At 59.2% G+C, this 22,704-nt stretch carries 24 protein-coding genes; 15 read left to right on the forward strand and 9 right to left on the reverse strand.

Features of this window, described 5'->3' with window-relative positions; translation table 11 throughout:
* Positions 1-161 precede the first annotated feature (161 nt).
* Genes QVZ43_RS07595 through QVZ43_RS07605 form a run of 3 tightly spaced genes read left to right on the forward strand, consistent with a single transcriptional unit; the run spans position 162 to position 3,105 of the window.
* Complete coding sequence (locus tag QVZ43_RS07595) at positions 162-1,136, forward strand: Bug family tripartite tricarboxylate transporter substrate binding protein (protein ID WP_302909442.1); 975 nt, start codon at positions 162-164, stop codon at positions 1,134-1,136.
* Positions 1,133-1,579, forward strand: a complete 447-nt coding sequence (locus QVZ43_RS07600; RefSeq protein WP_302909443.1) for a tripartite tricarboxylate transporter TctB family protein — start codon at positions 1,133-1,135, stop codon at positions 1,577-1,579. The genes QVZ43_RS07595 and QVZ43_RS07600 overlap by 4 nt, the downstream gene beginning before the upstream one ends.
* Complete coding sequence (locus QVZ43_RS07605; protein ID WP_302909444.1) at positions 1,579-3,105, forward strand: tripartite tricarboxylate transporter permease; 1,527 nt, start codon at positions 1,579-1,581, stop codon at positions 3,103-3,105. Before QVZ43_RS07600 ends, QVZ43_RS07605 begins: the two co-directional genes overlap by 1 nt.
* Positions 3,106-3,322: 217 nt before the next feature.
* Here QVZ43_RS07605 and QVZ43_RS07610 read toward each other — a convergent pair whose 3' ends face one another.
* Positions 3,323-4,147, reverse strand: a complete 825-nt coding sequence (locus QVZ43_RS07610) for a MipA/OmpV family protein (protein WP_302909445.1) — start codon at positions 4,145-4,147, stop codon at positions 3,323-3,325.
* Positions 4,148-4,354: 207 nt separating this feature from the next.
* Positions 4,355-5,680, reverse strand: a complete 1,326-nt coding sequence (locus tag QVZ43_RS07615; protein ID WP_302909446.1) for a DASH family cryptochrome — start codon at positions 5,678-5,680, stop codon at positions 4,355-4,357.
* Between the two features lie 190 nt (positions 5,681-5,870).
* Here QVZ43_RS07615 and QVZ43_RS07620 point away from each other — a divergent pair, with 190 nt between their 5' ends.
* A complete protein-coding gene (locus tag QVZ43_RS07620) occupies positions 5,871-6,983 on the forward strand; it encodes an S-(hydroxymethyl)glutathione dehydrogenase/class III alcohol dehydrogenase (protein ID WP_302909447.1) in 1,113 nt (370 codons plus the stop codon).
* Between the two features lie 22 nt (positions 6,984-7,005).
* On the opposite strand, the gene QVZ43_RS07625 is transcribed toward QVZ43_RS07620, so the two are convergent.
* The gene (locus QVZ43_RS07625) at positions 7,006-8,031 is read right to left on the reverse strand and encodes a peptidoglycan -binding protein (RefSeq protein WP_302909448.1); all 1,026 of its coding nucleotides are present in this window, start codon (positions 8,029-8,031) and stop codon (positions 7,006-7,008) included.
* Positions 8,028-8,756, reverse strand: a complete 729-nt coding sequence (locus QVZ43_RS07630; protein ID WP_223795288.1) for a MotA/TolQ/ExbB proton channel family protein — start codon at positions 8,754-8,756, stop codon at positions 8,028-8,030. Before QVZ43_RS07630 ends, QVZ43_RS07625 begins: the two co-directional genes overlap by 4 nt.
* 108 nt (positions 8,757-8,864) lie before the next feature.
* Here QVZ43_RS07630 and QVZ43_RS07635 point away from each other — a divergent pair, with 108 nt between their 5' ends.
* On the forward strand, positions 8,865-9,338 hold the full coding sequence (locus tag QVZ43_RS07635) for an acyl-CoA thioesterase (RefSeq protein WP_223795289.1): 474 nt from the start codon (positions 8,865-8,867) through the stop codon (positions 9,336-9,338).
* On the opposite strand, the gene QVZ43_RS07640 is transcribed toward QVZ43_RS07635, so the two are convergent.
* The gene (locus tag QVZ43_RS07640; protein WP_223795290.1) at positions 9,326-10,009 is read right to left on the reverse strand and encodes a type 1 glutamine amidotransferase domain-containing protein; all 684 of its coding nucleotides are present in this window, start codon (positions 10,007-10,009) and stop codon (positions 9,326-9,328) included. The two genes, QVZ43_RS07635 and QVZ43_RS07640, sit on opposite strands and share 13 nt — an antisense overlap.
* A 172-nt stretch (positions 10,010-10,181) precedes the next feature.
* Here QVZ43_RS07640 and QVZ43_RS07645 point away from each other — a divergent pair, with 172 nt between their 5' ends.
* Positions 10,182-11,564, forward strand: coding sequence for a ribonuclease J (locus QVZ43_RS07645; RefSeq protein WP_302909449.1), 1,383 nt, complete (start codon positions 10,182-10,184; stop codon positions 11,562-11,564).
* 100 nt (positions 11,565-11,664) lie between these two features.
* Positions 11,665-12,096: a hotdog fold thioesterase gene (locus QVZ43_RS07650; protein ID WP_302909450.1), complete on the forward strand. Its 432-nt coding sequence runs from the start codon at positions 11,665-11,667 to the stop codon at positions 12,094-12,096.
* A gap of 21 nt (positions 12,097-12,117) precedes the next feature.
* Here the strand turns inward: QVZ43_RS07650 and QVZ43_RS07655 are convergent, their stop codons facing one another.
* Entirely contained in the window at positions 12,118-13,437 is a 1,320-nt protein-coding gene (locus QVZ43_RS07655; protein ID WP_302909451.1) for a cyclic di-GMP phosphodiesterase, read from the reverse strand.
* Between the two features lie 155 nt (positions 13,438-13,592).
* Here QVZ43_RS07655 and QVZ43_RS07660 point away from each other — a divergent pair, with 155 nt between their 5' ends.
* The gene (locus tag QVZ43_RS07660; protein ID WP_302909452.1) at positions 13,593-14,267 is read left to right on the forward strand and encodes a hypothetical protein; all 675 of its coding nucleotides are present in this window, start codon (positions 13,593-13,595) and stop codon (positions 14,265-14,267) included.
* A gap of 3 nt (positions 14,268-14,270) precedes the next feature.
* Here the strand turns inward: QVZ43_RS07660 and QVZ43_RS07665 are convergent, their stop codons facing one another.
* A complete protein-coding gene (locus tag QVZ43_RS07665) occupies positions 14,271-15,005 on the reverse strand; it encodes a sulfite exporter TauE/SafE family protein (protein WP_223795295.1) in 735 nt (244 codons plus the stop codon).
* A 102-nt stretch (positions 15,006-15,107) separates the two neighbouring features.
* Between QVZ43_RS07665 and QVZ43_RS07670 the strand changes: the two genes are divergently transcribed.
* Complete coding sequence (locus QVZ43_RS07670) at positions 15,108-15,575, forward strand: YchJ family protein (RefSeq protein ID WP_302909453.1); 468 nt, start codon at positions 15,108-15,110, stop codon at positions 15,573-15,575.
* A gap of 99 nt (positions 15,576-15,674) precedes the next feature.
* On the forward strand, positions 15,675-16,679 hold the full coding sequence (locus QVZ43_RS07675; protein WP_302909454.1) for a DUF2235 domain-containing protein: 1,005 nt from the start codon (positions 15,675-15,677) through the stop codon (positions 16,677-16,679).
* Here the strand turns inward: QVZ43_RS07675 and QVZ43_RS07680 are convergent.
* Complete coding sequence (locus QVZ43_RS07680; protein WP_302909455.1) at positions 16,670-17,047, reverse strand: thiol-disulfide oxidoreductase DCC family protein; 378 nt, start codon at positions 17,045-17,047, stop codon at positions 16,670-16,672. The two genes, QVZ43_RS07675 and QVZ43_RS07680, sit on opposite strands and share 10 nt — an antisense overlap.
* 179 nt (positions 17,048-17,226) lie before the next feature.
* Between QVZ43_RS07680 and QVZ43_RS07685 the strand changes: the two genes are divergently transcribed.
* The 5 genes from QVZ43_RS07685 (at position 17,227) to QVZ43_RS07705 (ending at position 22,206) form a co-directional block, all read left to right on the forward strand.
* A complete protein-coding gene (locus QVZ43_RS07685; protein ID WP_302909456.1) occupies positions 17,227-18,294 on the forward strand; it encodes a TRAP transporter substrate-binding protein in 1,068 nt (355 codons plus the stop codon).
* A gap of 127 nt (positions 18,295-18,421) precedes the next feature.
* On the forward strand, positions 18,422-19,552 hold the full coding sequence (gene potA, locus QVZ43_RS07690; protein ID WP_302909457.1) for a spermidine/putrescine ABC transporter ATP-binding protein PotA: 1,131 nt from the start codon (positions 18,422-18,424) through the stop codon (positions 19,550-19,552).
* The gene (gene potB / locus QVZ43_RS07695) at positions 19,545-20,402 is read left to right on the forward strand and encodes a spermidine/putrescine ABC transporter permease PotB (protein ID WP_302909458.1); all 858 of its coding nucleotides are present in this window, start codon (positions 19,545-19,547) and stop codon (positions 20,400-20,402) included. The genes potA and potB overlap by 8 nt, the downstream gene beginning before the upstream one ends.
* On the forward strand, positions 20,399-21,169 hold the full coding sequence (gene potC / locus QVZ43_RS07700) for a spermidine/putrescine ABC transporter permease PotC (protein WP_302909459.1): 771 nt from the start codon (positions 20,399-20,401) through the stop codon (positions 21,167-21,169). The genes potB and potC overlap by 4 nt, the downstream gene beginning before the upstream one ends.
* Entirely contained in the window at positions 21,166-22,206 is a 1,041-nt protein-coding gene (locus tag QVZ43_RS07705) for an extracellular solute-binding protein (protein ID WP_302909460.1), read from the forward strand. The genes potC and QVZ43_RS07705 overlap by 4 nt, the downstream gene beginning before the upstream one ends.
* Positions 22,207-22,262: 56 nt before the next feature.
* On the opposite strand, the gene QVZ43_RS07710 is transcribed toward QVZ43_RS07705, so the two are convergent.
* On the reverse strand, positions 22,263-22,703 hold the full coding sequence (locus tag QVZ43_RS07710; RefSeq protein ID WP_302909461.1) for a universal stress protein: 441 nt from the start codon (positions 22,701-22,703) through the stop codon (positions 22,263-22,265).
* Position 22,704: the final 1 nt, after the last annotated feature.

The following is a 22,704-nucleotide window of genomic DNA, read 5'->3' on the forward strand; positions in this document are numbered from 1 at the left end:
AACAAAACGCTCATAACATTTTTTAAGCGCTTTACGCGCACAAACTGTCGATCACGGGTAGTCAGTATTTACCCTCGCAACTTAACCGGCCTTCTGGTCAGGCATGGGTCTTTCGACTATGCCTTAGGTTCGGTCACAACAACAAATGTGAGGTGACACCAATGCTGATGAAACGAACTCTGTCTTTTGTGGCGGCGGCTGCCGTCAGTTTTCACGCCTGGGCCTGGGAACCGTCCGGCAAAGTAGAATGTATCGCGCCGGCGGATCCGGGCGGCGGTTGGGACTTCACATGCCGTAGCGTCGGGCAGGTGCTGCAGGATCTGGATCTGGTGCCAGGTAACGTGCAGACCTTCAACATGGCGGGTGCCGGCGGCGGTGTTGCCTTCGCCCACACCGTGAGCAAGCGCCGGGACGACGATAAGCTGATCGTCGCCGCTTCCAATGCGACGACTACTCGTCTGGCCCAGAAGCAGTTCCCGGGTATGGATGCCGGCATGGTGACCTGGGTTGGCGCTATCGGCGCGGATTACGGCGTGATTGCGGTGAGCAAGGACTCCCCCTACCAGAACCTGAACGAGTTGCTGGAGGCGATGAAGGCCGACCCACGTTCCGTCAAGTTTGCCGGTGGCAGTGCCCGCGGAGGCTGGGACCACCTGAAAGTCCTGATTGCGGCCAAAGCCGCGGATGTGGATAACCTGCCCAAGGTGCCTTTCCTGTCCTACAACAACGGTGGCGAAGCCCTGACCCAGGTTGTCGGTGGCCAGGTGGATGCCTTCACCGGTGACGTGTCTGAAGTGACTGGCTTCCTGGAGTCCGGTGACCTGCGCGTGCTGGCGGTACTGTCTGAAGAGCGCTTGCCGGAGCCATTCGGTGATATTCCGACCGCCCGTGAGCAGGGTGTGGATGCCATCGGTGCCAACTGGCGCGGTTTCTACATGCCGAAGGACGCCTCCGATGAAGCCAAGGCTTACTGGACCGAGGCGGTTCAGACCATGTACGACAGCGACGAGTGGAAAGCGGTCATGAAGAAGAACGGTCTGATTCCGTTCCAGCCGGAAGGCGACTTCACCGACTTTGTTGGCCAGCAGATCGACGCTGTAGAAACCCTGTCACGTGAAATCGGACTGCTTAAATGAGCAATCGCGGTGATCGTGTCCTCGGACTGATTCTGTTGGTGCTAGCCCTGGCCTATGGCTGGGGCGCCCAGCAGTGGCCCGAGCCCTTCGGCGGTGCCGAGGAAGTCGGGCCCGAGACCTTCCCAACCTTGTTGGCGATTGTCTTGGGCCTGTCCAGTCTGTACCTGATGTTCAAGCCCGACCCGGATGCCGAGTGGCCGCTGGGTAAGACGGCGGCTGAGCTGGGGCTGGCGATGGTGATTCTGGTTGCCTACGCCTTCCTGCTGGAGCCCCTGGGGTTCATTCCGGCCACCACGCTAGCCGTGGGTGCCCTGAGCTGGCGTATGGGCGCAAAGCTATTGCCAGCCTTTATGACCGGCCTGATCAGTGCTGTCGTGGTGTTTGTGATCTTCAACTATGGCCTGTCTCTGAGTCTGCCCGCAGGGCCGTTGGGAGCTGAGTGATGGAAACCTTACAGTTTCTGATCGACGGCTTTGCTGTCGCATTAACGCCCTACAACCTGATGTTCGCGCTGTTCGGCGCCTTTATCGGCACCCTGATTGGCGCATTGCCCGGACTGGGGCCTGCCAATGGCGTGGCGATTCTGATTCCGCTGGCCTTTACCCTGGGCTTGCCGCCAGAGACCGCCATGATCCTGCTCACCTCGGTGTACGCGGGGGCCATGTACGGCGGGCGGATATCGTCCATCCTGCTGAACATTCCCGGTGACGAACCGGCCATGATGACCTGCCTGGATGGCTACCCCATGGCCCAGAAGGGCCGTGCAGCTGATGCGCTGGCCATTTCCGCCATTGCGTCGTTTTCCGGTGGTCTGATCGGTACCCTTGGCCTGATCCTGCTGGCGCCGGTTCTGGCCCGATTTGCCCTGACCTTCGGCCCCGCGGAATACTTCGCCCTGTTCATGCTGGCGTTTGCCACCCTCGGTGGCATTACCGGCAAGAACCCGGTGAAGACCATTGTGGCCGCGGCGCTTGGTGTGATGATCTCGACGGTAGGCATCGACATCGCCACCGGTACCCAGCGCTATACCTTCGGGGTGCTGGAACTGTTCGAGGGCATTGACTTCATCCTGGCCATCGTGGGGCTGTTCGCTATCTCCGAGCTGTTGTTCTTCATCGAGTCCAAAGCCGGTGCCGGTCGTGAACAGGTTCAGGTGGGCAAGCTCACCCTGACCGCGAAGGAAGTGGGAGCCACCGTACCGACCCAGGTCCGGGGCGGTATTCTGGGCTTTATTTCCGGCGTGCTGCCGGGTGCGGGTGCTTCCCTCGGTAGCTTCATCAGCTACACCCTGGAGAAGCAGTACTTGGGCAAGCGTGGTCGCTTCGGTGAAGGGGATGCCCGTGGCATTGCGGCTCCGGAAGCAGGCAATAACGGTGCGTCCTCGGGTGCGCTGGTCCCCATGCTGACCCTGGGTGTGCCGGGCAGTGGTACTACCGCGGTGCTGCTGGCGATGCTGATTTCCCTCAATATCACCCCGGGGCCGCTGATGTTCACCCAGAACGCCGACATCGTCTGGGGCGTGATTGCTGCCCTGCTGATCGGTAACGTGCTGCTGCTGGTGCTGAACATCCCACTGGTGGGCTTCTTTGTGAAGCTGCTGTCGGTGCCGCCGATGTACCTGTTGCCGATCGTGACCATGGTGGCCTTCGTGGGCATCTACTCCATCAGCCACAGTACCTTCGATCTGTATTTCATGATCGCCTTCGGTATTGCCGGTTACATTCTCCGTAAGCTGGAAATCCCCCTGGTGCCGATCATCCTCGGTATGCTGCTGGGGCCAGAGATGGAGAAGAACCTGGGTCACGCGCTGGTGTTGTCGGACGGTGACTGGGGCATTCTCTGGGGCTCGCCGCTGGCCATTGGCCTGTGGGGCTTTGCTGCCCTGGGGCTGGCTGCGCCTTACCTGATCGGCCCCCTGCTGCGTCGACGCATGCGGGCGGCTATCAAGGAAGGGCCGGAGAGCGATTAAGCCTCTGACCGAAAATCCGGGAAACCGAAAACGCCGGCCTTGTGCCGGCGTTTTTTTGTTGGAGGCTGATGTCTTTGGCACCCGTAATCGCTCACTTGGGTCCCCAGGCGGACATTTGGGATGGAGGGGGCAAAGGATGAGGGTCACAACCCCCCTAAAGTTGCTTCAAATTGACCGCGACTGAACGGGAATTTATGCGATTCCCCATGAAGGAACCTCAGAAAACATAAATGAAGCCAATACCGATTTCCGCTTCATAATCATTTCGAGAGATCGGGCTGTCTCTGACATCACTCCCATAGATTTCGTAAAGAGCTTCACCGAAGATCTGCCAACTCTCGTTCAGGTAATTTCGATAGTTAACGTTGAAACCGGTTGATCTGTACCCGCTATCCACATCGGTTTCCGGAAGGCCCGAGTTTATGGACTGTTGTGTGTTTACGCCAAAGTCCCGGTTGGCCAGTTTACTATCGTGGAAAGTGACAGCGGCGCCAACTTCCCAGCCAGTGCCGTTGGGTTGGCAACCCAAACAGGTTCCTGCGCCGATCAGTCCGAGCGTACCGATTTCTCCGGCCAATACACGGCCATCCAGAAAGTAACGCCAGTTTTCGGCAAGGGCACGACGCACTTCCAACAGCACTGTCACCCCGGAATTCGATTCGCCTAACCCATCCAGCCTGCCATCTTCGGAATCGCCCTCTTCCCGGCCTTCTTCGTAGCCTAAAGAGGTTTGAAACAACCAGGCATCCCTGGCAACGGTTCGCCACCCAATGGCTTCACCTGCCCAGAAAAAAACATGTTCGCCCGTTCGCCACTGAACGCCCCCGGCCGGATCGACCTCAAACTCAAATTCGTCCGAACCCTCATAGGCGGACTCATATTCAACGCCGAGCCCAAACCCAACACCCCAGCCATCGCCATCTGTGAAATCGACGATAGAGGGAAGCGGAACGAGAGGGGTTCTCGTTTCTGTCGCATTTACCGATCCAAAACATGAAAGAGCGCCAAAAAATGAGAGGAATGGAAGGGCTAGTTTTTTCATGGTTTCTTTTCCTGTGAACCGGCAAGTGATGACACGAGTCACTCAGCTACATCATAGATCATCCGCTCTAAAGCGCCTGCGCGGTCATCGTTGCTCGACACCCGCTGTCCAGATCGCGTTGGGTAAACAGAGCCCGTGGCTTATGTCACCACAGCGTAGGCCGAGCGGCCAGGATATGAGGTCAAAACATGTGCGGTAGGAGTGCAGTCAGGAAATAGGCCAGTCTGCTGCGTCCACCGAATGTAATCCCACGGGCTGCTCAGCGTGCCCACCCCACCGGTCGACGAAGGTGCCCTGAGGGTCATACTGGGCGGCCTGCTTGTCGAGGTTGAACTGCCTCAGGCCCCGTGGGTCCGCCCCCACCCCGGCCAGATACTGCCAGTTGCCGTAGTTGCTGGCGACGTCGTAGTCGATCAGTTGTTGTTCGAACCAGGCGGCACCGTAACGCCAGTCCAGTTCCAGTTCGTTGATGAAGCAGCTGGCCACCAGCTGTCGGGCCCGGTTGCTCATATAGCCGGTTTCCCGAAGCTGGTTCATGGCGGCGTTGACCAGCGGATACTCGGTGTTGCCCTGGCACCAGGCCTTGAAACGCTGGGGGTAGAAGGTGGCCGGCCGTTGTTTGCGCTGCACACCGTCGCGCCGGAACAGTGCCGCCCCGTGCTTCAGGGCGTACCAGTAGAAATATTCCCGCCACAGGAGTTCGAACCAGAGCCAGTAGGTGGACTCGTTACTGGTTTGCTCACGTTCATAGTCGCCGATCGTCTCGGCCACTTCCCGCACGGACAGGGAACCGTTGGCCAGCCATGGGGAAAACTTCGAGGAGCTGTCCCAGCGGTCCAGCTCGTTGCGGGTTTCCTTGTAGCTGGCGATGCCGTGGGTGTTGAACAGGAAACGCTCTAGCTGGGCCAGACCGGCCTGCTCGCCACCGGCGAACCGGCCCGGATGCTGCGGCTCGGAAATGGGCGGGCAGTCGCCCCGGTTGTCCTCTGGAAATCCGGGCGGAGGGGGTAGCGCCGAATGGGTGCGTATACGCAGGCGTTCGCAGGATCGGTCGCCGGTTTTCTCCACCAGTTTGCGGAACTGGGAGAAGGTATCGGGCAGATCGTCCAGCGGCATTGGCAAGGTGCTTTGGGTAAACAGACTGAGTGTTTCGAATTGCTGGCACAGAGTGTCGGGCAACCGTTCCTTGATGGCCAGCCACTGTTTTGCTTCACGGGTGCCGGGCAGTCGGGAACGGACGACACGGGCCAGACGATGCCGATGCACCAGCTCCGGAATCACCTCCTCCGGATGGCCGAAGGCGATGTGCAGCCGTTGCCCTACCGGCCTCAGGCTTCGTTCCAGGGACATCAGGCTCTGCCACAGAAACCGCCATCGATGGTCGCCCATGGTCAGGCATTGGCGCGGGCCGGGCTGGAACCAGCGCGGGTCCACCACGAACACGCACAGCAGCAGGTCGGACTTGGCCGCCGCCAGCAGGGCCGCGTTGTCGTGCAACCGCAAGTCCCGGGTAAACCAGTAGAGGGTGTTCACGCAGGCTCCTTTTTCATGAGGCCGGTTTTCAGAGTACCGATCAGGTGTCGTGTAACTGTTTACGTGGCCGGTCCCGCCGGGGATTATCACGCCGGCCCGCCGATGGGTGCCGGAAACAACCGTGCTTGCCGCCTTATGGCTGCTACAGTTAGGAGGAAATCAGCCGTGAAGCCTGCCTGGAGGAATTGTCGTGATCAAATCCCGCGCCGCCGTTGCGTTTGCCCCCAACCAGAAACTGGAAATTGTTGAAGTGGATGTTGAACCACCGAAGAAAGGCGAGGTGCTGGTTCGCATTGTGGCTACCGGTGTCTGCCATACCGATGCCTACACCCTGTCCGGCGCGGACCCCGAGGGCCTGTTTCCGACCATTCTCGGGCACGAGGGCGGCGGGATCGTCGAGGCGGTAGGCGAGGGAGTCACCAGTGTGGAAGTAGGCGACCATGTGATTCCGCTTTACACGGCAGAGTGCGGGCAGTGCAAGTTCTGCACCTCGGGCAAAACCAATCTGTGCAGCTCGGTTCGGGCCACTCAGGGGCAGGGCGTGATGCCGGACGGGACCTCGCGTTTCAGCTATCAGGGCAAGCCGCTGTACCACTACATGGGCACGTCGACCTTCTCCGAATACACAGTGCTGGCAGAGGTGTCTTTGGCCAAGATTCCCAAGGATGCACCGCTGGACAAGGTCTGCCTGCTGGGGTGCGGTGTGACCACGGGCATCGGTGCGGTACTCAATACCGCCAAGGTGGAAGAGGGCGCGACCGTGGCGATTTTTGGCCTGGGTGGCATCGGGCTGGCGGCCATTCTGGGAGCCACCATGGCCAAAGCCAGTCGCATCATTGCCATCGACATCAATCCGGAGAAATTTGAGATTGCCCGCCAGCTGGGGGCCACGGATGTGGTCAATCCCAAGGATTACGACAAGCCCATTCAAGAAGTCATCGTCGATATGACCGATGGCGGGGTCGACTATTCCTTTGAATGCATCGGTAACGTGAACGTGATGCGGGCCGCGCTCGAGTGCTGTCACAAGGGCTGGGGCGAGTCGGTCATCATCGGGGTAGCGGGCGCCGGTGAGGAAATCTGCACCCGTCCGTTTCAGCTGGTCACCGGCCGGGTGTGGCGGGGTACCGCGTTCGGTGGGGTGAAAGGTCGGACGGAGCTTCCCGGTTATGTGGAAAAGGCCCAGCGCGGCGACATCCCGCTGGATGTGTTCATCACCCACAATATGCCTCTGGATGACATCAATAAGGCCTTTGACCTGATGCACGAGGGCAAGAGTATCCGCACGGTGATTCACTTCTGACCGAGGGCTGACAGCGTCGGATTTACCGGTCGGTCAGCTTGATCTCGATGCGCCGGTTTTTCTGCAGGGCTTCCGGTGAGGTGCCCTCGGCGACCGGGAAATACTGGCCAAAGCCGGCCGCGACCATGCGGCGGTCAGGCACACCCTGCTCGGCCAGGTAACGCACCACGGCGACGGCCCGGGCGGTGGACAGCTCCCAGTTGGAGGGGAACTGAGGTGTGTTGATGGGGATGATGTCGGTGTGGCCATCGATGCGCAGGATCCAGTCGAGGTCATCCGGGATGGATTCGGCCACGTCCAGCAGCACGGCAGCCAGCTTGTCCAGCTCCTGCTGCCCCTCAGGCCCCAGCTCGGCCGAACCGGAAGCGAAAAGCAGTTCGGACGGCAGCAGGAAGCGGTCGCCCACCACCCGGATGTTCTCGTTCGCCGCCAGAATATCCCGCAGGCGACCGAAGAACTCGGACTGGTACTGTTCCAGCTGATTGACCCGCTCGGCCAGCAGGGTATTCAGGCGCTGGCTCACGTCCTCCAGTTCGCTTTCCCGCTCCGCGGTTTCTTCTTCCTGCAGCTTCAGGGCTGCGGTGATTTTCTGCAGCTGCCTCTGTAGCGAAATGATCTGGTTGGACAGATTGAGGATCAGGGCTTCCTGGCTGGCGGTGAGTTCGTCCTTGTCGGACAGGGATTCATCCAGTCTGGCCAGCCGCTCGGCCTGAGCCTCGCTCTCGGCGGTCTGCTGCATCAGCAGGTTGCGGGTCGCGTTCAAGCGATCCTGCAGTTGCGTGTTCCTGTCCTGGCTGGCGCTGAGCTGATCTTCCAGCACCCCGGCCCGGTTTCGTTCCAGCCCGAGCAGGGACGAAATCTCGTCCAGCCGTTCGTTCAGGCGGGCCAGTTCGGTGTTACGTTCCGTCAGGGTCTGGGACAGGTACAGCTGGCTGACCACATAGATCAGCAGCATGAAGATGATCAGCATCAGCAGTGCCGACAGCGCATCCACGTAGCCCGGCCACGCGTTGATGGTGCTTCTGGCGCGACGTTTGGAGCCGATCATGAGCGCGGGCTTTCTTCATCCACGATGTCGACGAGGTTGGTAACGCCGGTGAGCCATTCCTCGAGGCCATCGTAGAACCGGTTCTGGGCGTGGCCCGCCTGGATGTCGAGGAACCCCAGAATCAGCGAACCGCCCAGGCCCAGCAGTGAGGAACTGAAGGCGGTGCCCATGCCCTGCAGCGGGGTTTGCAGTCCGGCCTGCAGCTCACCGAACACCTTGCCGAAGTCCTCTTCGCTCATGTTGAGGTTGGTGATGACATCGCCCACCGAATTGATCGTTCCCAGCAGGCCCCAGAAGGTGCCCAGCAGGCCCAGGAAGATCAGCAGGCTGATGAAATAACGGGTGATTTCCCGCTGCTCGTCCATGCGGGAATGAATGCCATCGAGTACCGTCCGCAGGGAGAGGGTAGACAGCTTGAAACGGTCCCGTTTGGATTCCTCCCCCAGTTGCCGGGCCAGGGGCTTCAGCAAACGGGGTTCCTGAAGTACCGACAGCCCCGAGTGTCCGGTCCGAAACTGGGAAATCCAGCGAAGCTCGGGGAAAAGAATCATAACTTGCCGGTACGTCATGGCTATGCCCACGATGAGCACGCAAAGAATCAGCAGGTTAAACACCCAGTTGGCCATGAAGGCGGCGATCAGGGGTTTGTGAATCAGCGCCCCAACCAGCACCACCACGGCCAGAAACAGCGTCATCCAGAAGAGAGTATGCTTGGGATTGCTCATGGCAATGGACCGGATTTCGCGGGATTTGAGATAGTCTCAAAAAACGTAGCACAGGATGTGCGATGCTGTTGCCATTATTGCCAGCTATTAATCGGGGGAGAGAGGGATATGTCGTCAGAACAGCCGTTTCGTTTTCGTTTCAGAGTCCGTTATGGCGAGTGCGACGCACAGGGGGTCGTGTTCAACGCACGCTATGCCGATTACGTGGACATTGCCATCAACGAGTACATCCGAACCCTGTTCGGTGACTACCAGCGGCTGCTGGATCAGGACCTGGATATTCAGGTGGTCAGCCTGACCGTCAACTGGAAGGCACCGGCGCAGTTTGATGATGTGTTGGAAGCCAGAATTCGCGCTGGTCGTATTGGCAACACATCCTTCACCTTGCATCTGGAGTTCTACCGCTATGGCGACGACAAATTCATCGCCGACGCGGACATCACGGACGTGATGATTCGATCGTCGAAGATGGAGAAAACCCCCATCCCCGACAACATCCGTGCCCGGCTGGAGGCCGGAGCGCCCGGCGTGCTGATCAGCCACGCCGGGGAGCATATTGTGGCCAGTGGTCAGGCGTCCTGAAGGGCCTGCACCACGGCTTTGGCGGTGCCTTCCGAGGACGGTGGGTTCTGGCCGGTGATCAGCTTGCCGTCCACCACAATGTGGGGCGTGAAATCATCACCCCGTGAGTAGTTGCCCATTTTCTCCTGCAGCATGTCCTCCAGCAGGAAGGGCACCACGTTGGTGAGTCCCACGGCTTCCTCTTCGCTGTTGGCAAAGCCGGTAACGTTGCGGCCGCCCACGATGTTCTGACCCGGCTTCACTTCCACGTCCCGGAATACGGCCGGCGCGTGACAGACAGCACCAATGACCTTGTCCTGCTCGTAGGCTTTCTTGATCAGCGCTACCGAGTGGGCATCGTTGGTCAGATCCCAGAGCGGGCCATGGCCGCCAGGATAGAAAATGGCGTCGTAGTCGTTCATGTCCACGTCGCTCAGTTTACGAGTGCTGGCCAATGCTTCCCTGGCGTGTGCATCCTCCTGAAAGCGGCGGGTGGAATCGGTCTGGGCGTCGTCCGCCTCGCTGTTCGGGTCTACCGGTGGCTGACCGCCTTTGGGCGAGGCCAGGGTAATCTTCGCTCCGGCGTCCCGGAATACGTAGTAGGGTGAGGTGAACTCTTCGAGCCAGAAACCGGTTTTGTGCCCGGTATCGCCCATCTGATCGTGTGACGTCAGAACCATCAGGATGTTCATCTGCAATCCCTCCTTCATCGTTTGAGGGTGAGTGTGCTTGCTTCGCGACTGTTACTGAACTTGGTCTGAAGCGGGAAAATTCAACCGTCTGTTACGTAATTGAGGGAAAGTTCGATTTGTCGGTTAGGCGAAAAGGTATAGTGTAGTCGCTTGTGTTAACGCTGGAATTTCTATGACTCCCGATCAGAACGACCTCTGGTTCCTGCCCCTGGGAGGAACCGGCGAAATTGGCATGAACCTGAACCTCTATGGCCACGATGGCCAGTGGCTGATGGTCGATTGCGGCGTGACCTTCCCGAAACCCGGGCGGGTGTCAGCCGATGGCACGGTCCACCATCGGGGCGAGCCACCGGTGCAGATGGCCGATCCCGCGTTCATCGCCGACCGGCGTGATCAGCTGGCGGGGTTGGTGATTACCCACGCCCATGAGGACCATGTGGGCGCGGTGCCCTATCTGTGGCCCCTGCTCCAGTGCCCGATCTACACCAGCCGGTTCACGGCGGAAATCCTGCGGCGCAAGCTGGCCGAGTTCGAACTGTTGCACCGGGTGCCCATCATCGAGGTAGACACCGGCGATACCCGACAGATCGGGCCGTTCAGCGTGCAGTGGCTGGCGCTGACCCATTCCATTCCGGACCCGAATGCCCTGGTGATCCGCACCCCCATCGGCCGGATCTTCCACAGCGGCGACTGGAAGCTGGATGCTCAGCCCCTGGTGGGCCATGGCTATAAGAAACAGACCTTTACCGAACTGGCGGACGAAGGCATGGACGCCATGGTGTGCGACTCCACCAACGCCACCGTGGCGGGCCATTCCATTTCGGAAGCGGCCCTGCATAAGGGCTTACTCGACGCGGTGCGCTGCTCCGAAGGAAGGGTGGTGGTGACCTGCTTCGGTAGCAACATTGCCCGCCTGCATACGCTGGGGCTCATTGCCCGGGAAACCGGGCGCTACATGGGGCTGCTGGGGCGTTCACTGATCAACATGAGTGGGGCGGCCAAAGCGGCGGGCGTGTGGGACAGCAGCGATCGCCTTATCAACCCGTCACACCTGGGCTACCTGCCCCGGGATGAGGTGCTGGTGGTAGCCACCGGCAGTCAGGGTGAACCCCGCACTGCATTGCGGCGGCTGGCGGCCGGCACTCATCCGGATCTGGAGCTGGAATCCGGCGATACGGTGATTTTCAGCGCCCGGGCCATTCCCGGCAATGAGGAAGCCATTGACGGATTGATCGCCCGGCTCAAGGAGATGGGCGTTCGGGTGGTCACCGCCGAGCACTCGCCGGTGCCGATCCATGCCTCCGGGCATCCGGCGCAGGAAGAATTGCAGGCCATGTATCAGTGGGTGCGCCCAAAGATCGCCATCCCAGTGCACGGTGAGGCCGAGCATATGGATGTGCATGCCCGTATTGCCAAAGATTGCGGTGTGTCGAAGACCCTGGTGGGCCGAAACGGGGACCTGTTCATGATTCGCCCGGTACCGGGTATGCGCCGGCAGATCGCCGAAACCGGTCGTCTGGGCTGGCAAAAACAGGAACTGGTTCGGGTTGAGTAACGGAATGTGCGGGGATAGTCGTTCGCTTGCTATCTGGTTAGACTGTCGTTTCTTTTAACCCAAATCCGAACCCGAATGCTGTAACTGGAGTTTCACCTATATGGCCATCTGGACACGCACCCCGAATCTGGAACACCTGGCGGCTGCCAGCAAAAACACCGCTGTGGATTATCTGGGTATCGAATACCTGGAGATTGGCGACGATTTCGTGCGTGGACGCATGCCGGTGGACGAGCGAACCGTTCAGCCGTTCGGCATCCTGCATGGTGGCGCTTCGGTATTGCTGGCGGAAACCCTGGGGAGCATGGCGGCGAACTGTTGCCTGAAGGATCCGGAAACGGTGGCGGTGGGGCTGGATATCAATGCCAACCATTTGCGTCCGATCAGCAAGGGATGGGTATATGGAACTGCCCGCCCCATTCACATCGGCAGCGCAACCCAGGTGTGGGAAATCAAACTGGAAAATGAAGAGGGTAAGCCGACCTGCATTTCCCGCCTGACCATGGCGGTGACCCGCCGGCCGAAGGTGTAACGGCGGTTTTGATTTGGGCGTTCAGAGGGCTGGTTTGGAGAAAATCAGCCCCTGGTCGACAAATTCACGAAGTACCACACCGTAGGTGCCGTCGGGCACTTCCTTGGCAATTACATAGGGTTTGCCATTGTTGTCCGTGTTACCCAGCATCAGGTCGACCGTATGGAAATTGGGCAAGGGAGTTTTGTCGGCCTCGCGCACGAGCAAAACCTTGGGCTTGAGTTTGTGCCGTCTCTGATTTTCCACCACTATGCCCACCTCTCCATTCATCATTTCCACAATGGAGCCGGGTGGGTAAACGCCAATCAGCTGGATAAAGGCTAAAGCGAGTTCTTCATCAAACTGGGAGCCCCGATACTTGTGGATGATCTCCAGGGCCTGCATGGAGGCGCGTCCTTTATCGTAGACTCGGCTGCTTGTGATGGCGTCGTAGCTGTCTACCAGCCCGACGATCTTGGCAAAGAACGGGATTTGCTGAGCGCTCAGGCCTCTGGGGTAGCCCTTTCCGTCCATTCGTTCATGATGGTTGAAGGCGACATCCACGGCCATATCCAATGAGCGGCTGGTACTCATCAGAATATTGCGACCGTGAGTGGTGTGCTCTCGCATGACCTCAAACTCGGCCGGCGTCAGGGCGCCGGGCTTGTTGAGGATTTTATTGGGGATTCGGGTCTTACCCACATCGTGCAGCATGCCACACAGTGACAGGTTGCGGATTTCTCCCTCCAGCAGACCCAGGTGCTTGCCAAAGGCCGCGCAAAGAATGGCCACGTTCAGGCAGTGTTCGGCCGTGTACTCGTCCTGATTCTTGATTTTGGTAAGCAGCAGCAGGGCGCTTTCGTTACGCAGGACGCTATCAACACAGTTGTCAACCACCGCCCTCGCGTTGTTCAGGTCGAGGGTGCGGCCCATTCGCAGGCCGGACATGATGGACTTGGCGGTTTCCTGGGCGTCCTTAAACTTGACCGTGGCCGTTCTCAGTTCCGTGGCGGTGTCGACCTTGTTGATGTAGTTCACCCGGCGACGAGGCGGTTCTGACCGTGGCTTTTTGTCGTTCGCGGGCGCAGAGCGCCCACGGAACAGGCCTTTGCGAGGAGCAGGTGGTGGTTGCTGAGGTTTCCCGGGATAAGCTCTTTGGGTGTGCTCTACTCGCCCTTCAATAAAGACGTAGTCGCACTGCAGGCGAAGTGCTTCGAGTTCGGATTCATCGCGGATGACAAAGCCCTGCATCAGGAAGTCGGTTTCTTCCCAGGGGCGGTCCAATCGCACCACGTTCATGCCGAGCGACAGTTCGGACACGTGAACGCGTTTTTCGACGGTTTCCTGATGGGCGGTATGCATCGTTTCCGTATGCCAGCTTATTCCTTTGACATTGTTATTTTGGACCTAAACTGCGCAATTCGAATCACCCAGATTGTAAACTTTAGTTAAATCACGATGGAGCGGGCATTGGCACATCCCGGCGAGGCCGGGCGGGTTATCAAGAGGTGTATAGCATGCAGGAGAGGGCCATCCGGCTTTGGTGGCTGGCGCTGGCGGCAGCGCTGATTCCACTGATCACCATTCACCTGACGTATCTGGTCTCCGTGGTCGAGGGGCATGTGGCATTGTGCGTGCCCTACTGGGACAGCTGCACCAGCATCAGCCGGACCGGGCGTCACGGCACCGCCTATTTCATTTTCAAGGGCACCATGTTGCCAGCGGCCATGCTGGGCCTGCTGTACTGGATATTGAATGGATTCTGGCTCAAGCATCTGGGGGTAGGGCCCCGGGCGCGGGTCTGGGTGCCGCTGCTGGGGGTAACGTCGTGTCTGGCCCTGGGCGCCTATACCGTGGCCCTTGGCCACGAAGGCGATGGATTTAATCTGATGCGACGCATTGGTGTGGTGGTGTACCTCTCTTTCACCTTCCTGTGTGAATTGTTGATCAGTGGTGCGTTATGCCAGCACCCCCGGTGGCAGCGTCAGGGCCGGCGCATGTTGTGGCTGAGCGAGCTGGTGCTGCTGGTGGGCATTGCATCGGTCATTCTCAATGCTGTCAGTCCCGATCTGTATCACCGAACCGACAATGCGTTTGAATGGGTGTTTGCGCTGCTGATTAACCTGCATGCGCTCTGGATTGCCTGGCTCTGGCGCCAATCGGGATTCCGGGGGAGGCTGTGGACCAGATGATGGCTACAGGGATATCAGCCCGCGCACCAGAGCCGCCGTCCCGGCAACGGCCGCAATCGCCAGAATCAGTGGTCGCAGGCCTTCAAACGGCAATCGATTGACCAGCAGACCGGACAGCCAGAAACCGGCCAGAACGCCCGGGAAGGTCAGTGCCAGCAGGGTAAACTCCCGGCTGCCCAGGTAGCCGGCAAACAGCAGCGCCCCCAGGCTTAGAAAACTGGCGACCAGAAAAAACGCGGACATGTTGGCGCGCACCAGCGGGCCCCGTTCGTTCTGGTAGATCAGCGCGATGGGGGGGCCGCCCACGGCTGTGATGGTGCCCATATAGGTTGACGCGGCGCCGGCCAGCACACTGTTGCGGGCGTTCAGTGCCGGGCGCAAGCCACCGATGCTGAGGGCCACGCCGATCAGAATGAGCACCCCGAAGATCAGCTCGAAACCTTTGGGCGTCAGCACCAGCAGTGTGGCCCACGCCAACAGGGTGCCGGCCACGCCACCGCCGATGGTGTACCGCACTTCCCGCACCTGTATGGCGGCCCGATTGCGAATCAGCATCAGCACGGTCAGGATCACGGCGTTGAGAATCAGCGGGCCGGGCAGGAACAGGGGGCTGATCAGAAACAGCAAAGGCGCCGACAAGGTGCCGATACCGTAACCCGCCACGCCCTGCAGGCAGGCACCGGCCAGGATGGCCAGGTTGGCAAGGATAATCTGCAGAAGGCTGATGTCGTCCAACATGGTCTACCGGGTTAATCGTTGCGAGGTCAGGGCACAGGCCAGTGGGTATTGAAGTTGCTAGACTGTGGGCCGCAATCAGATCACATGCAGACGGAAAAACCAATGAGCGATTCAGCCAGTACCACTCCGGACAGGTGCCCCTGTGGTTCCGGTTTGCCTTATGAAGCCTGCTGCCAGCCGGCCCACGCCGGGCAGGCCCCGGACACCCCCGAAGCGCTGATGCGCTCCCGCTACAGCGCCTTTGTTCTCGGGCTTGCCGATTACCTGCTGGCCTCCTGGCACGCCAGCACCCGGCCGGGTTCTCTGAACCTGGACGATTCGCCCCGATGGGCCTCGCTGCAGGTGCTGGATCAACAGCAACGCGGTGACCGGGGGCAGGTACATTTCAGGGCGATGTATCAGGCAGGTTCTGGCTGGGGATTTCTGGAAGAGCGCTCGGACTTCGTGCGGGAAGGCGGCCGCTGGTTTTATGTCTCCGGCGATACCGAGGAAGGCGTGCTGAAGCCGGGCCGGAACGATCCCTGCCCCTGTGGCAGCGGGAGAAAGTACAAAGCCTGCTGCCTGAGGTAGAGACAGCAGGCCTACCAAGAGGTGCCAAAGCCCGTCCCGGCCCGGCAGGCTGGTCTATACTGACGCCCGACGGTCGTTGAGCAGGCAACGGAGGGTGCCATGGCAAAACGAATTGTGATCTGCGCAGACGGGACCTGGAACCGGCCCGAAGAAGATCTTCAGAAGGATTTCCCTACCAACGTCCTGCGCATGGCGCGGGCGATTCGTCCGGTGGCCAGTGACGGTACCGATCAGCAGGTGTTCTACGACTGGGGGATTGGCTCCTACTACCAGACGGTGGTTGGCGGGGTAACCGGCCAGGGTATCCACAAAAACATCATGGATGCCTACCGCTACATCGTGCAGAACTACGAGGCCGGGGCTGAGCTCTATTTCTTCGGTTTCAGTCGCGGCGCCTATACCGTGAGGTCCCTGTGCGGCCTGATCAACAACTGCGGCATACTCAAGCGCCCCAGCGCTCCGTTGATTCAGGAAGCCTTCGAGCATTACAAGCGGACCAGCAAGCCTTTTGCACCGGAAGGCGAGAAATCAGTGCAGTTCCGGAAAAAACACTGCCACCCGTCCCGGAAAATCACCTTCGTGGGTGTCTGGGATACCGTCGGTGCGCTGGGTGTGCCGTTTTCTCTGCTGGGACTGTTTGAACGCACCGATGAGTTCTACGACACCAAGCTGGGGCCCAATGTTGCTTTCGCCCGCCATGCCTTGGCCATCGATGAACGCCGGGAGGATTTCGAGCCTACACTCTGGCAGCCACGGACCGGTCTGGATCTGAAGCAGGTCTGGTTTGCCGGTTCCCACAGTGACATCGGGGGCGGATACGAACCGGACGATAAAGGCCTGTTCAGTTCCGACATTGCACTGGCCTGGATGATTGACGAAGCGGCTGCAGTGGGCCTGGATATCGAGCCCCATCTGCCCAAGGGCGCCAGGCCCGATGCCCGGGCCAAACTGCATAACTCCCGCCGACACATATTCCGGTTCAAGAAGCCGTTGATCCGTGACCTTGACCCCGAGGGCATCGACACCAGCATCCACCCCTCAGTGCATGAACGCTGTAAGAAGGATCCGGAGTACCGGCCACCCAACCTGAAACCTCAGGACTGATCGGGTGATTGCCGCACCGCACACTGATATTTGCGCTCATACCGGTGATCGGCCCAGTTCTCGTAGACCCGGGTAGCGATGGCAAACACGCCGGGCCAGAGCAGTGGCTTGAACAGCACGCCAAACCGGGTGTGGGACCAGGCCTGCACGTTGGCCCGAAGGCCAACCACCCAGTGGCCGTCGCTGGTTCTCAGGTGCAACCGGCGCAGCAGCAATTCACGGCTCGGGATTCCGGCGGCCACTTTGTCGGATTCGTGAATGTCGACGAAGCTCAATCCGCCGGTCTGAAGCTTGCGCAGGGTGTGTATTTCTCGCCGGCACAAGGGGCAGCGCCCGTCGTAAAACAGTGTGTCGCCCTGATTCGTCATAGGACCTCCCAACCAGCCAGACTCCTGAACCTGTGAAGTTCTGAAGTAGGTACGCCGTTGCGCCGTAAACCAGATGAGTCGTCGTGGAGCGGGGGCTTTCCGTGGGCGTTCGTTGCAAGCTACTATTCGGGCACATGGAATAAAAAAGATCGTAAAAACAACTCCGAAGGATGCCCAACATGATCAAACGTCTGACTTACGGGTTGGTGGCTCTGCTGTTGCTTGCTGCCGGGCCGCTCAGCCATGCCCAGGAAACCCACACCTTACGTCTGGCCCAGACCTGGGGGCCCAACACGCCTATTCTGGCGGAAACGGTGCAGCACATGGCCGATATGGCGGAAACGATGTCTGATGGCCGCCTGCAGATCCGCATCGATCCGGCCAACAAGCATAAAGCCCCGTTTGGCATTTTCGACCTGGTGCGCAACGGGCAGTACGACATGGGGCACACCGCCTCCTATTACTACAAGGGAAGCATTCCCAACGCCATGTTCTTTACCACCGTGCCCTTTGGCATGATCGCGCCGGAGCAATATGCCTGGTTCTATCATGGCGAGGGCATGGAACTGATGCGCAAGGTGTACGAGCCTTTTGGCCTGCTGTCGTTTCCCGGTGGTAACACCGGCAACCAGATGGGCGGTTGGTTTCGCAAGGAGATCAATGCCGTAGAGGATCTGGACGGCCTGAAGATGCGGATTCCGGGCTTCGCCGGTGAAGTCATGGCAGAACTGGGCGTGGCGGTAACGAACATCCCGCCGGGCGAACTGTATACCTCGCTGGAGCGCGGAACCATCGATGCGGTGGAATGGGTCGGGCCTGCGTTGGACTTCAATATGGGCTTCCACCAGATTGCGAACTACTATTACTCCGGATGGCAGGAGCCTGGTGCCGAGGTTCAGTTCCTGATCAGTCAGAAGAGCTGGGAGAAGCTGCCGCCCGATCTGCAGGAGATTCTGCGCGTCGCCATGCGCACTGCGGCCTACGATATGTACATCCAAAGCACGCACTCAAGTGGTGAAGCCTGGAGCCGGATGAAGGACGATTACCCGGATGTGACACACCGGACGTTCCCGGCGGAGGTGATCGAAGCCCTGCGAGCAGCCACCGATAAGCGCCTGAAAGAGGTGGCCGAAGGTGACCCGCTGGCGCAGGAAATCATCTCATCCCAGCGCAACTATCTGAAGCAGGTTCGGCAGTGGACCAATATTTCTGATAAGGCCTATCTGGACAGCGTCGCCGGCGAATAAATTCCATTCATTCACCCGGCGCGTCTGCGCCGGGTTTCGGAATATCCTGACATCCCCTTATCACTGGCAAGCTTCTGTTGTCAGAGGCTTTCTGGAAGAATGGCGCTTTTTTCAAGGGGGTGTGCCAATGAAGAAGACATTGCTCTCGTTGAGCGGCCTGTCAAAGCATTTCGGTGATCGAACCGTACTGGATTCCCTCGATCTCGATATCCTGGACGGTGAGTTCATTACCTTGCTGGGCCCCTCCGGTTGCGGCAAGACTACCCTGCTTCGGTTAATGGCCGGCTTCGAGCACCCTGACAGCGGCACAATTACCCTTGATGGCACGGATCTGACCCATGTCGTGCCGGAATACCGCCCCCTGAATACCGTGTTCCAGCACTATGCGCTGTTTCCCCATATGTCGGTTTTCGACAACGTGGCCTATGGCCTGAAAATGGAAAAGCGCCCGAAGGATGAAATCCGCCAGCGGGTCAAAGACGTCCTCGACATGGTGCAGCTGGGGGAATTCGTTAACCGTAAACCCCACCAGCTATCCGGTGGTCAGCAGCAGCGGGTGGCGATTGCCCGGGCCGTGGTCAAGCGCCCCCGGCTGTTGTTGCTGGATGAGCCGCTGTCGGCACTGGATTACAAACTTCGTCGCACCATGCAGGGGGAACTCAAACGCCTGCAGCGGGAGCTGGGCATTACCTTTGTGTTTGTCACCCACGACCAGGAGGAAGCCCTGTCCATGTCCGACCGGGTGGTGGTCATGAAAGACGGCCTCGTCCAGCAGCTGGGTACACCTCGGGAAGTCTACGAACGGCCAGCAAATCTGTTTACTGCCAGGTTTGTCGGCGAGACCAACTTCTTGCCCGGCGTTGTCGAGAGCCAGGAAGACAACACCATTTTGGTAGACGTGCACGGGCTGAAGCGCCGGCTCCGTCGTCCGGAATTTACCATCCGGGATGGTCAGCAACTGCATGTCCTTCTGCGCCCCGAAGATATCCGCGTGCTGGAGCCTGATGACGAAGGTGGACTGGTGGGCAAAGTGGTTGAGCGGAACTACAAGGGCAGCACGCTGGATTCAGTGATTCACCTGGTGGATGGTACGGAGGTCCTGGCCAGTGAATTCTTTGACGAGGACGACCCCAACTTCGACTACCGTCTGGGCGAGCCGGTGAAGGTCAGTTGGGTGGATGGCTGGGAGTGGTTGTTGCCGGAAGAGGAAGGGGAAACTTCAGGATCGGTGGAAGAGGCGTTGCAAGCCGATGCATAGTATCCGCCAACAACCCTTTAAATACGCAGTCCTGGCTCTGGTCTGGGGCTGGTTGCTGTTTCTGGTTCTGGCACCCAACCTGATGGTGGTGGGTGCCAGCGTCATGACCCGAGACCCGTCGTCGTTCATTTCTCTGCCGCTCAACCTGGACGCCTACCGGCAGTTGATGGACCCCCTGTACCTCGAAGTGTTCCTTCACTCCCTGTACATGGCCGCGATTACGACCCTGATCTGCCTTCTGATCGGCTATCCCTTTGCCTGGGCGCTGTCCAGGGTGGGCAAGCAAAGGCAGGTTTTGCTCATTTTCCTGCTGATTGTGCCCTTCTGGACCAACTCTCTGGTCCGGACCTACGCGCTCAAACTGATTCTGGCCACCAATGGCCTGTTGAATAACGGCCTGATGTCTCTTGGACTGATCGAAGAGCCGCTCAAGCTGCTCTACACCGAAGGTGCCGTCATCATTGGGCTGGTTTACCTGTTGCTGCCGTTCATGATCCTGCCGCTGTACTCGGTGTTTGATGACCTGCGGGAAGAACTGTTGCTGGCGTCCCACGATCTGGGGGGCGGTCGTTGGCCAACCTTTATCCACGTCATTGTCCCGTTGACGCTACCGGGGGTCATCGCGGGTGTCATGCTGGTTCTGCTGCCTGCCATGGGTCTGTTCTTCGTGCCGGATATCCTCGGTGGTTCCCGCAATCTGCTGGTGGGCAATGTGATCAAGAATCAGTTTCTGGATGCCCGAAACTGGCCCTTCGGGGCGGCGGCCAGCATTGTGCTGACCCTGGCCATGGCGGTGTTGCTGCTGGCGCACCGGGTCAGTAAGCGGCGTCTCGGGGAGGAAGGCGCATGATCCGCTGGTTTCCCCGCGCCTACCTGGCGCTGGTTTATGTGCTGTTGTACGTGCCGATCCTGGTTCTGGTGGTGTTTTCATTCAACGACTCCCGCACGGGCTATGCCTGGGGTGGATTCAGCCTGCGGTGGTACGAGGCCCTGTTCAATAACCCGGCTATGGTTCAGGCCATGTGGAACTCGTTGTGGCTGGCCCTGTCTGCAGCCACGGTGTCTACCCTGATCGGCGCGCTGACAGCTCTGGCGCTGCATCGGTACCGATTCCGGGGCAAGAAAGTACTCAATGGCATGCTCTTTGTGGTGATGATGTCGCCGGAAATTGTGCTGGCCATATCACTGCTTGCCCTGTTCCTGCTGGTAGGGCTGCAGCTGGGGTATGTGTCGCTGTTGCTGGCGCACGTCACCTTCTGTCTGCCGTTTGTGGTGATTACCGTTATGGCACGACTGAGTGGCTTTGATGAGAGTTTGCCGGAGGCAGCCCGGGATCTGGGGGCGACGGACTTCGTTATGACTCGCACGGTGCTGATTCCGGCCATCATGCCGGCCCTGCTGGCGGGCTGGCTGCTGGGATTCACACTGTCCCTGGATGACGTGGTGGTAAGCACCTTTGTCAGTGGCCCCAGTTATGAAATCTTGCCCTTGCGCATTTACTCAATGGTGCGCGTCGGCCTGAAACCAGAGGTCAATGCTCTGGGTACCCTGTTGCTGGTGTTTTCACTGGTAATGCTGATGTTGTCTCAATGGATCCTGATAAGGAGTAAACGATGAAAAAAATCGCACTGGCTGGTCTGCTGGCCGTCGTGCTGACCGGCTGTAGTTCCGAGGAGGCCCAGGTTCTCAACCTGTATAACTGGTCGGAATACATGCCACAGGAAGTGCTGGATCGTTTCCAGGAAGAGACGGGTATCCAGGTGGTTTACACCACCTACGACAGCAACGAAGCCATGTACGCCCGGCTCAAACTGCTGGATGACAGCGCGGCCTATGACCTGGCTGTGCCTTCTACCTATTATGTGAGCAAGATGCGGCAGGAAGACCTGCTGATGCCGATTGATCGCAGCAAGATAGAGGGTTTTGAAAACCTGGACCAGGACCTGGTCAACCTGGATGTGGATCCCGACAACCAGTACAGCATTCCATTCCTCTGGGGCACCACCGGCCTGGGTGTGGACACCGCCGATGTGGAAGGTGAACCGGTCGAGGCCTGGGAAGATCTGTGGGATGAGCGCTTTGAAGGCCGGGTTAACCTGACCAACGACATGCGGGAAGTGTTCCACGTCGGCCTGCGGGTACTGGGCTACTCTGGCAACAGCACCAACCCGGAAGAGATCGAAGCCGCCTACGAGAAGCTGAAAGAATTGATGCCGTCGGTCCGTACTTTTAATTCCGATGCGCCCCGCATGCCCTTTCTGGAGGGCGAAGCTGACATTGGCATGATCTGGAATGGTGAGGCCGTGATGGGCCAGGAAACCCTGCCGTCCCTGGAATACATTTATCCAAAAGAAGGCATCATCGCCTGGCTCGACAGCTTCGTGATTCCGAAGAACGCCAAGAACCCGGAAGCGGCGCACAAGTTCATCAGCTTCGTGCTGCGGCCGGAAATCTCGGCCCTGATCAGCGAGGACATCGGCTACGCTTCGCCGAACCTGGCGGCCCGGGATCTGCTGCCGCCGGACGTGGCCAGCAACCGGGCCAGCTACCCGACGCCCAATGACATGGCCAACGCAGAATTTCAGACGGATATTGGCGATGAAGCCCTGCAAATCTATGCAAAATACTGGGAGATGTTGAAATCTGGCCGCTAATCGGCGCAGTTTGAAACAAAAACGGAGGCCGCTGGCCTCCGTTTTTTATGGCGGGTCTATACGATCAGAACGGGGCATTTGCTGTGTGAAGCAATCCGGTGGGACACGCTGCCAAGCACCAGCCCGTCCCTGTCACTGTTTGTGCCGTGGGAGCCAGCCACAATCAGATCAGCGCCCTTTTCCTGCGCAAAGGCCACAATGGTTTTCGATGGTTTTCCGCCTTTGACGAACCCCCGAACTGAGTCCGCGCCCTGGGCCGTCGCCAACTCCTTGGCGTGGTTGACCACTTCCCGGGCGTATTCGGAAAGGATCTTGTCCGGGATATCCATACCCGCTGGCCGGTCGATAGACAGGGATGCTTCGAACAGGCTGTGATGCTTGTAGACGCACAGCAGATAGATTTCCGCACCGGTCAGTTTCTGCAGCTCCACCGCTTTTTCCAACGCTTTAAGCGCGTTGTTGGAGCCGTCCACAGCAACCAGGATCCTGTTGAACATG

Origin of the sequence: Marinobacter suaedae, from assembly GCF_030519635.1 — a bacterium.
GTDB classification, from domain to species: domain Bacteria; phylum Pseudomonadota; class Gammaproteobacteria; order Pseudomonadales; family Oleiphilaceae; genus Marinobacter; species Marinobacter suaedae.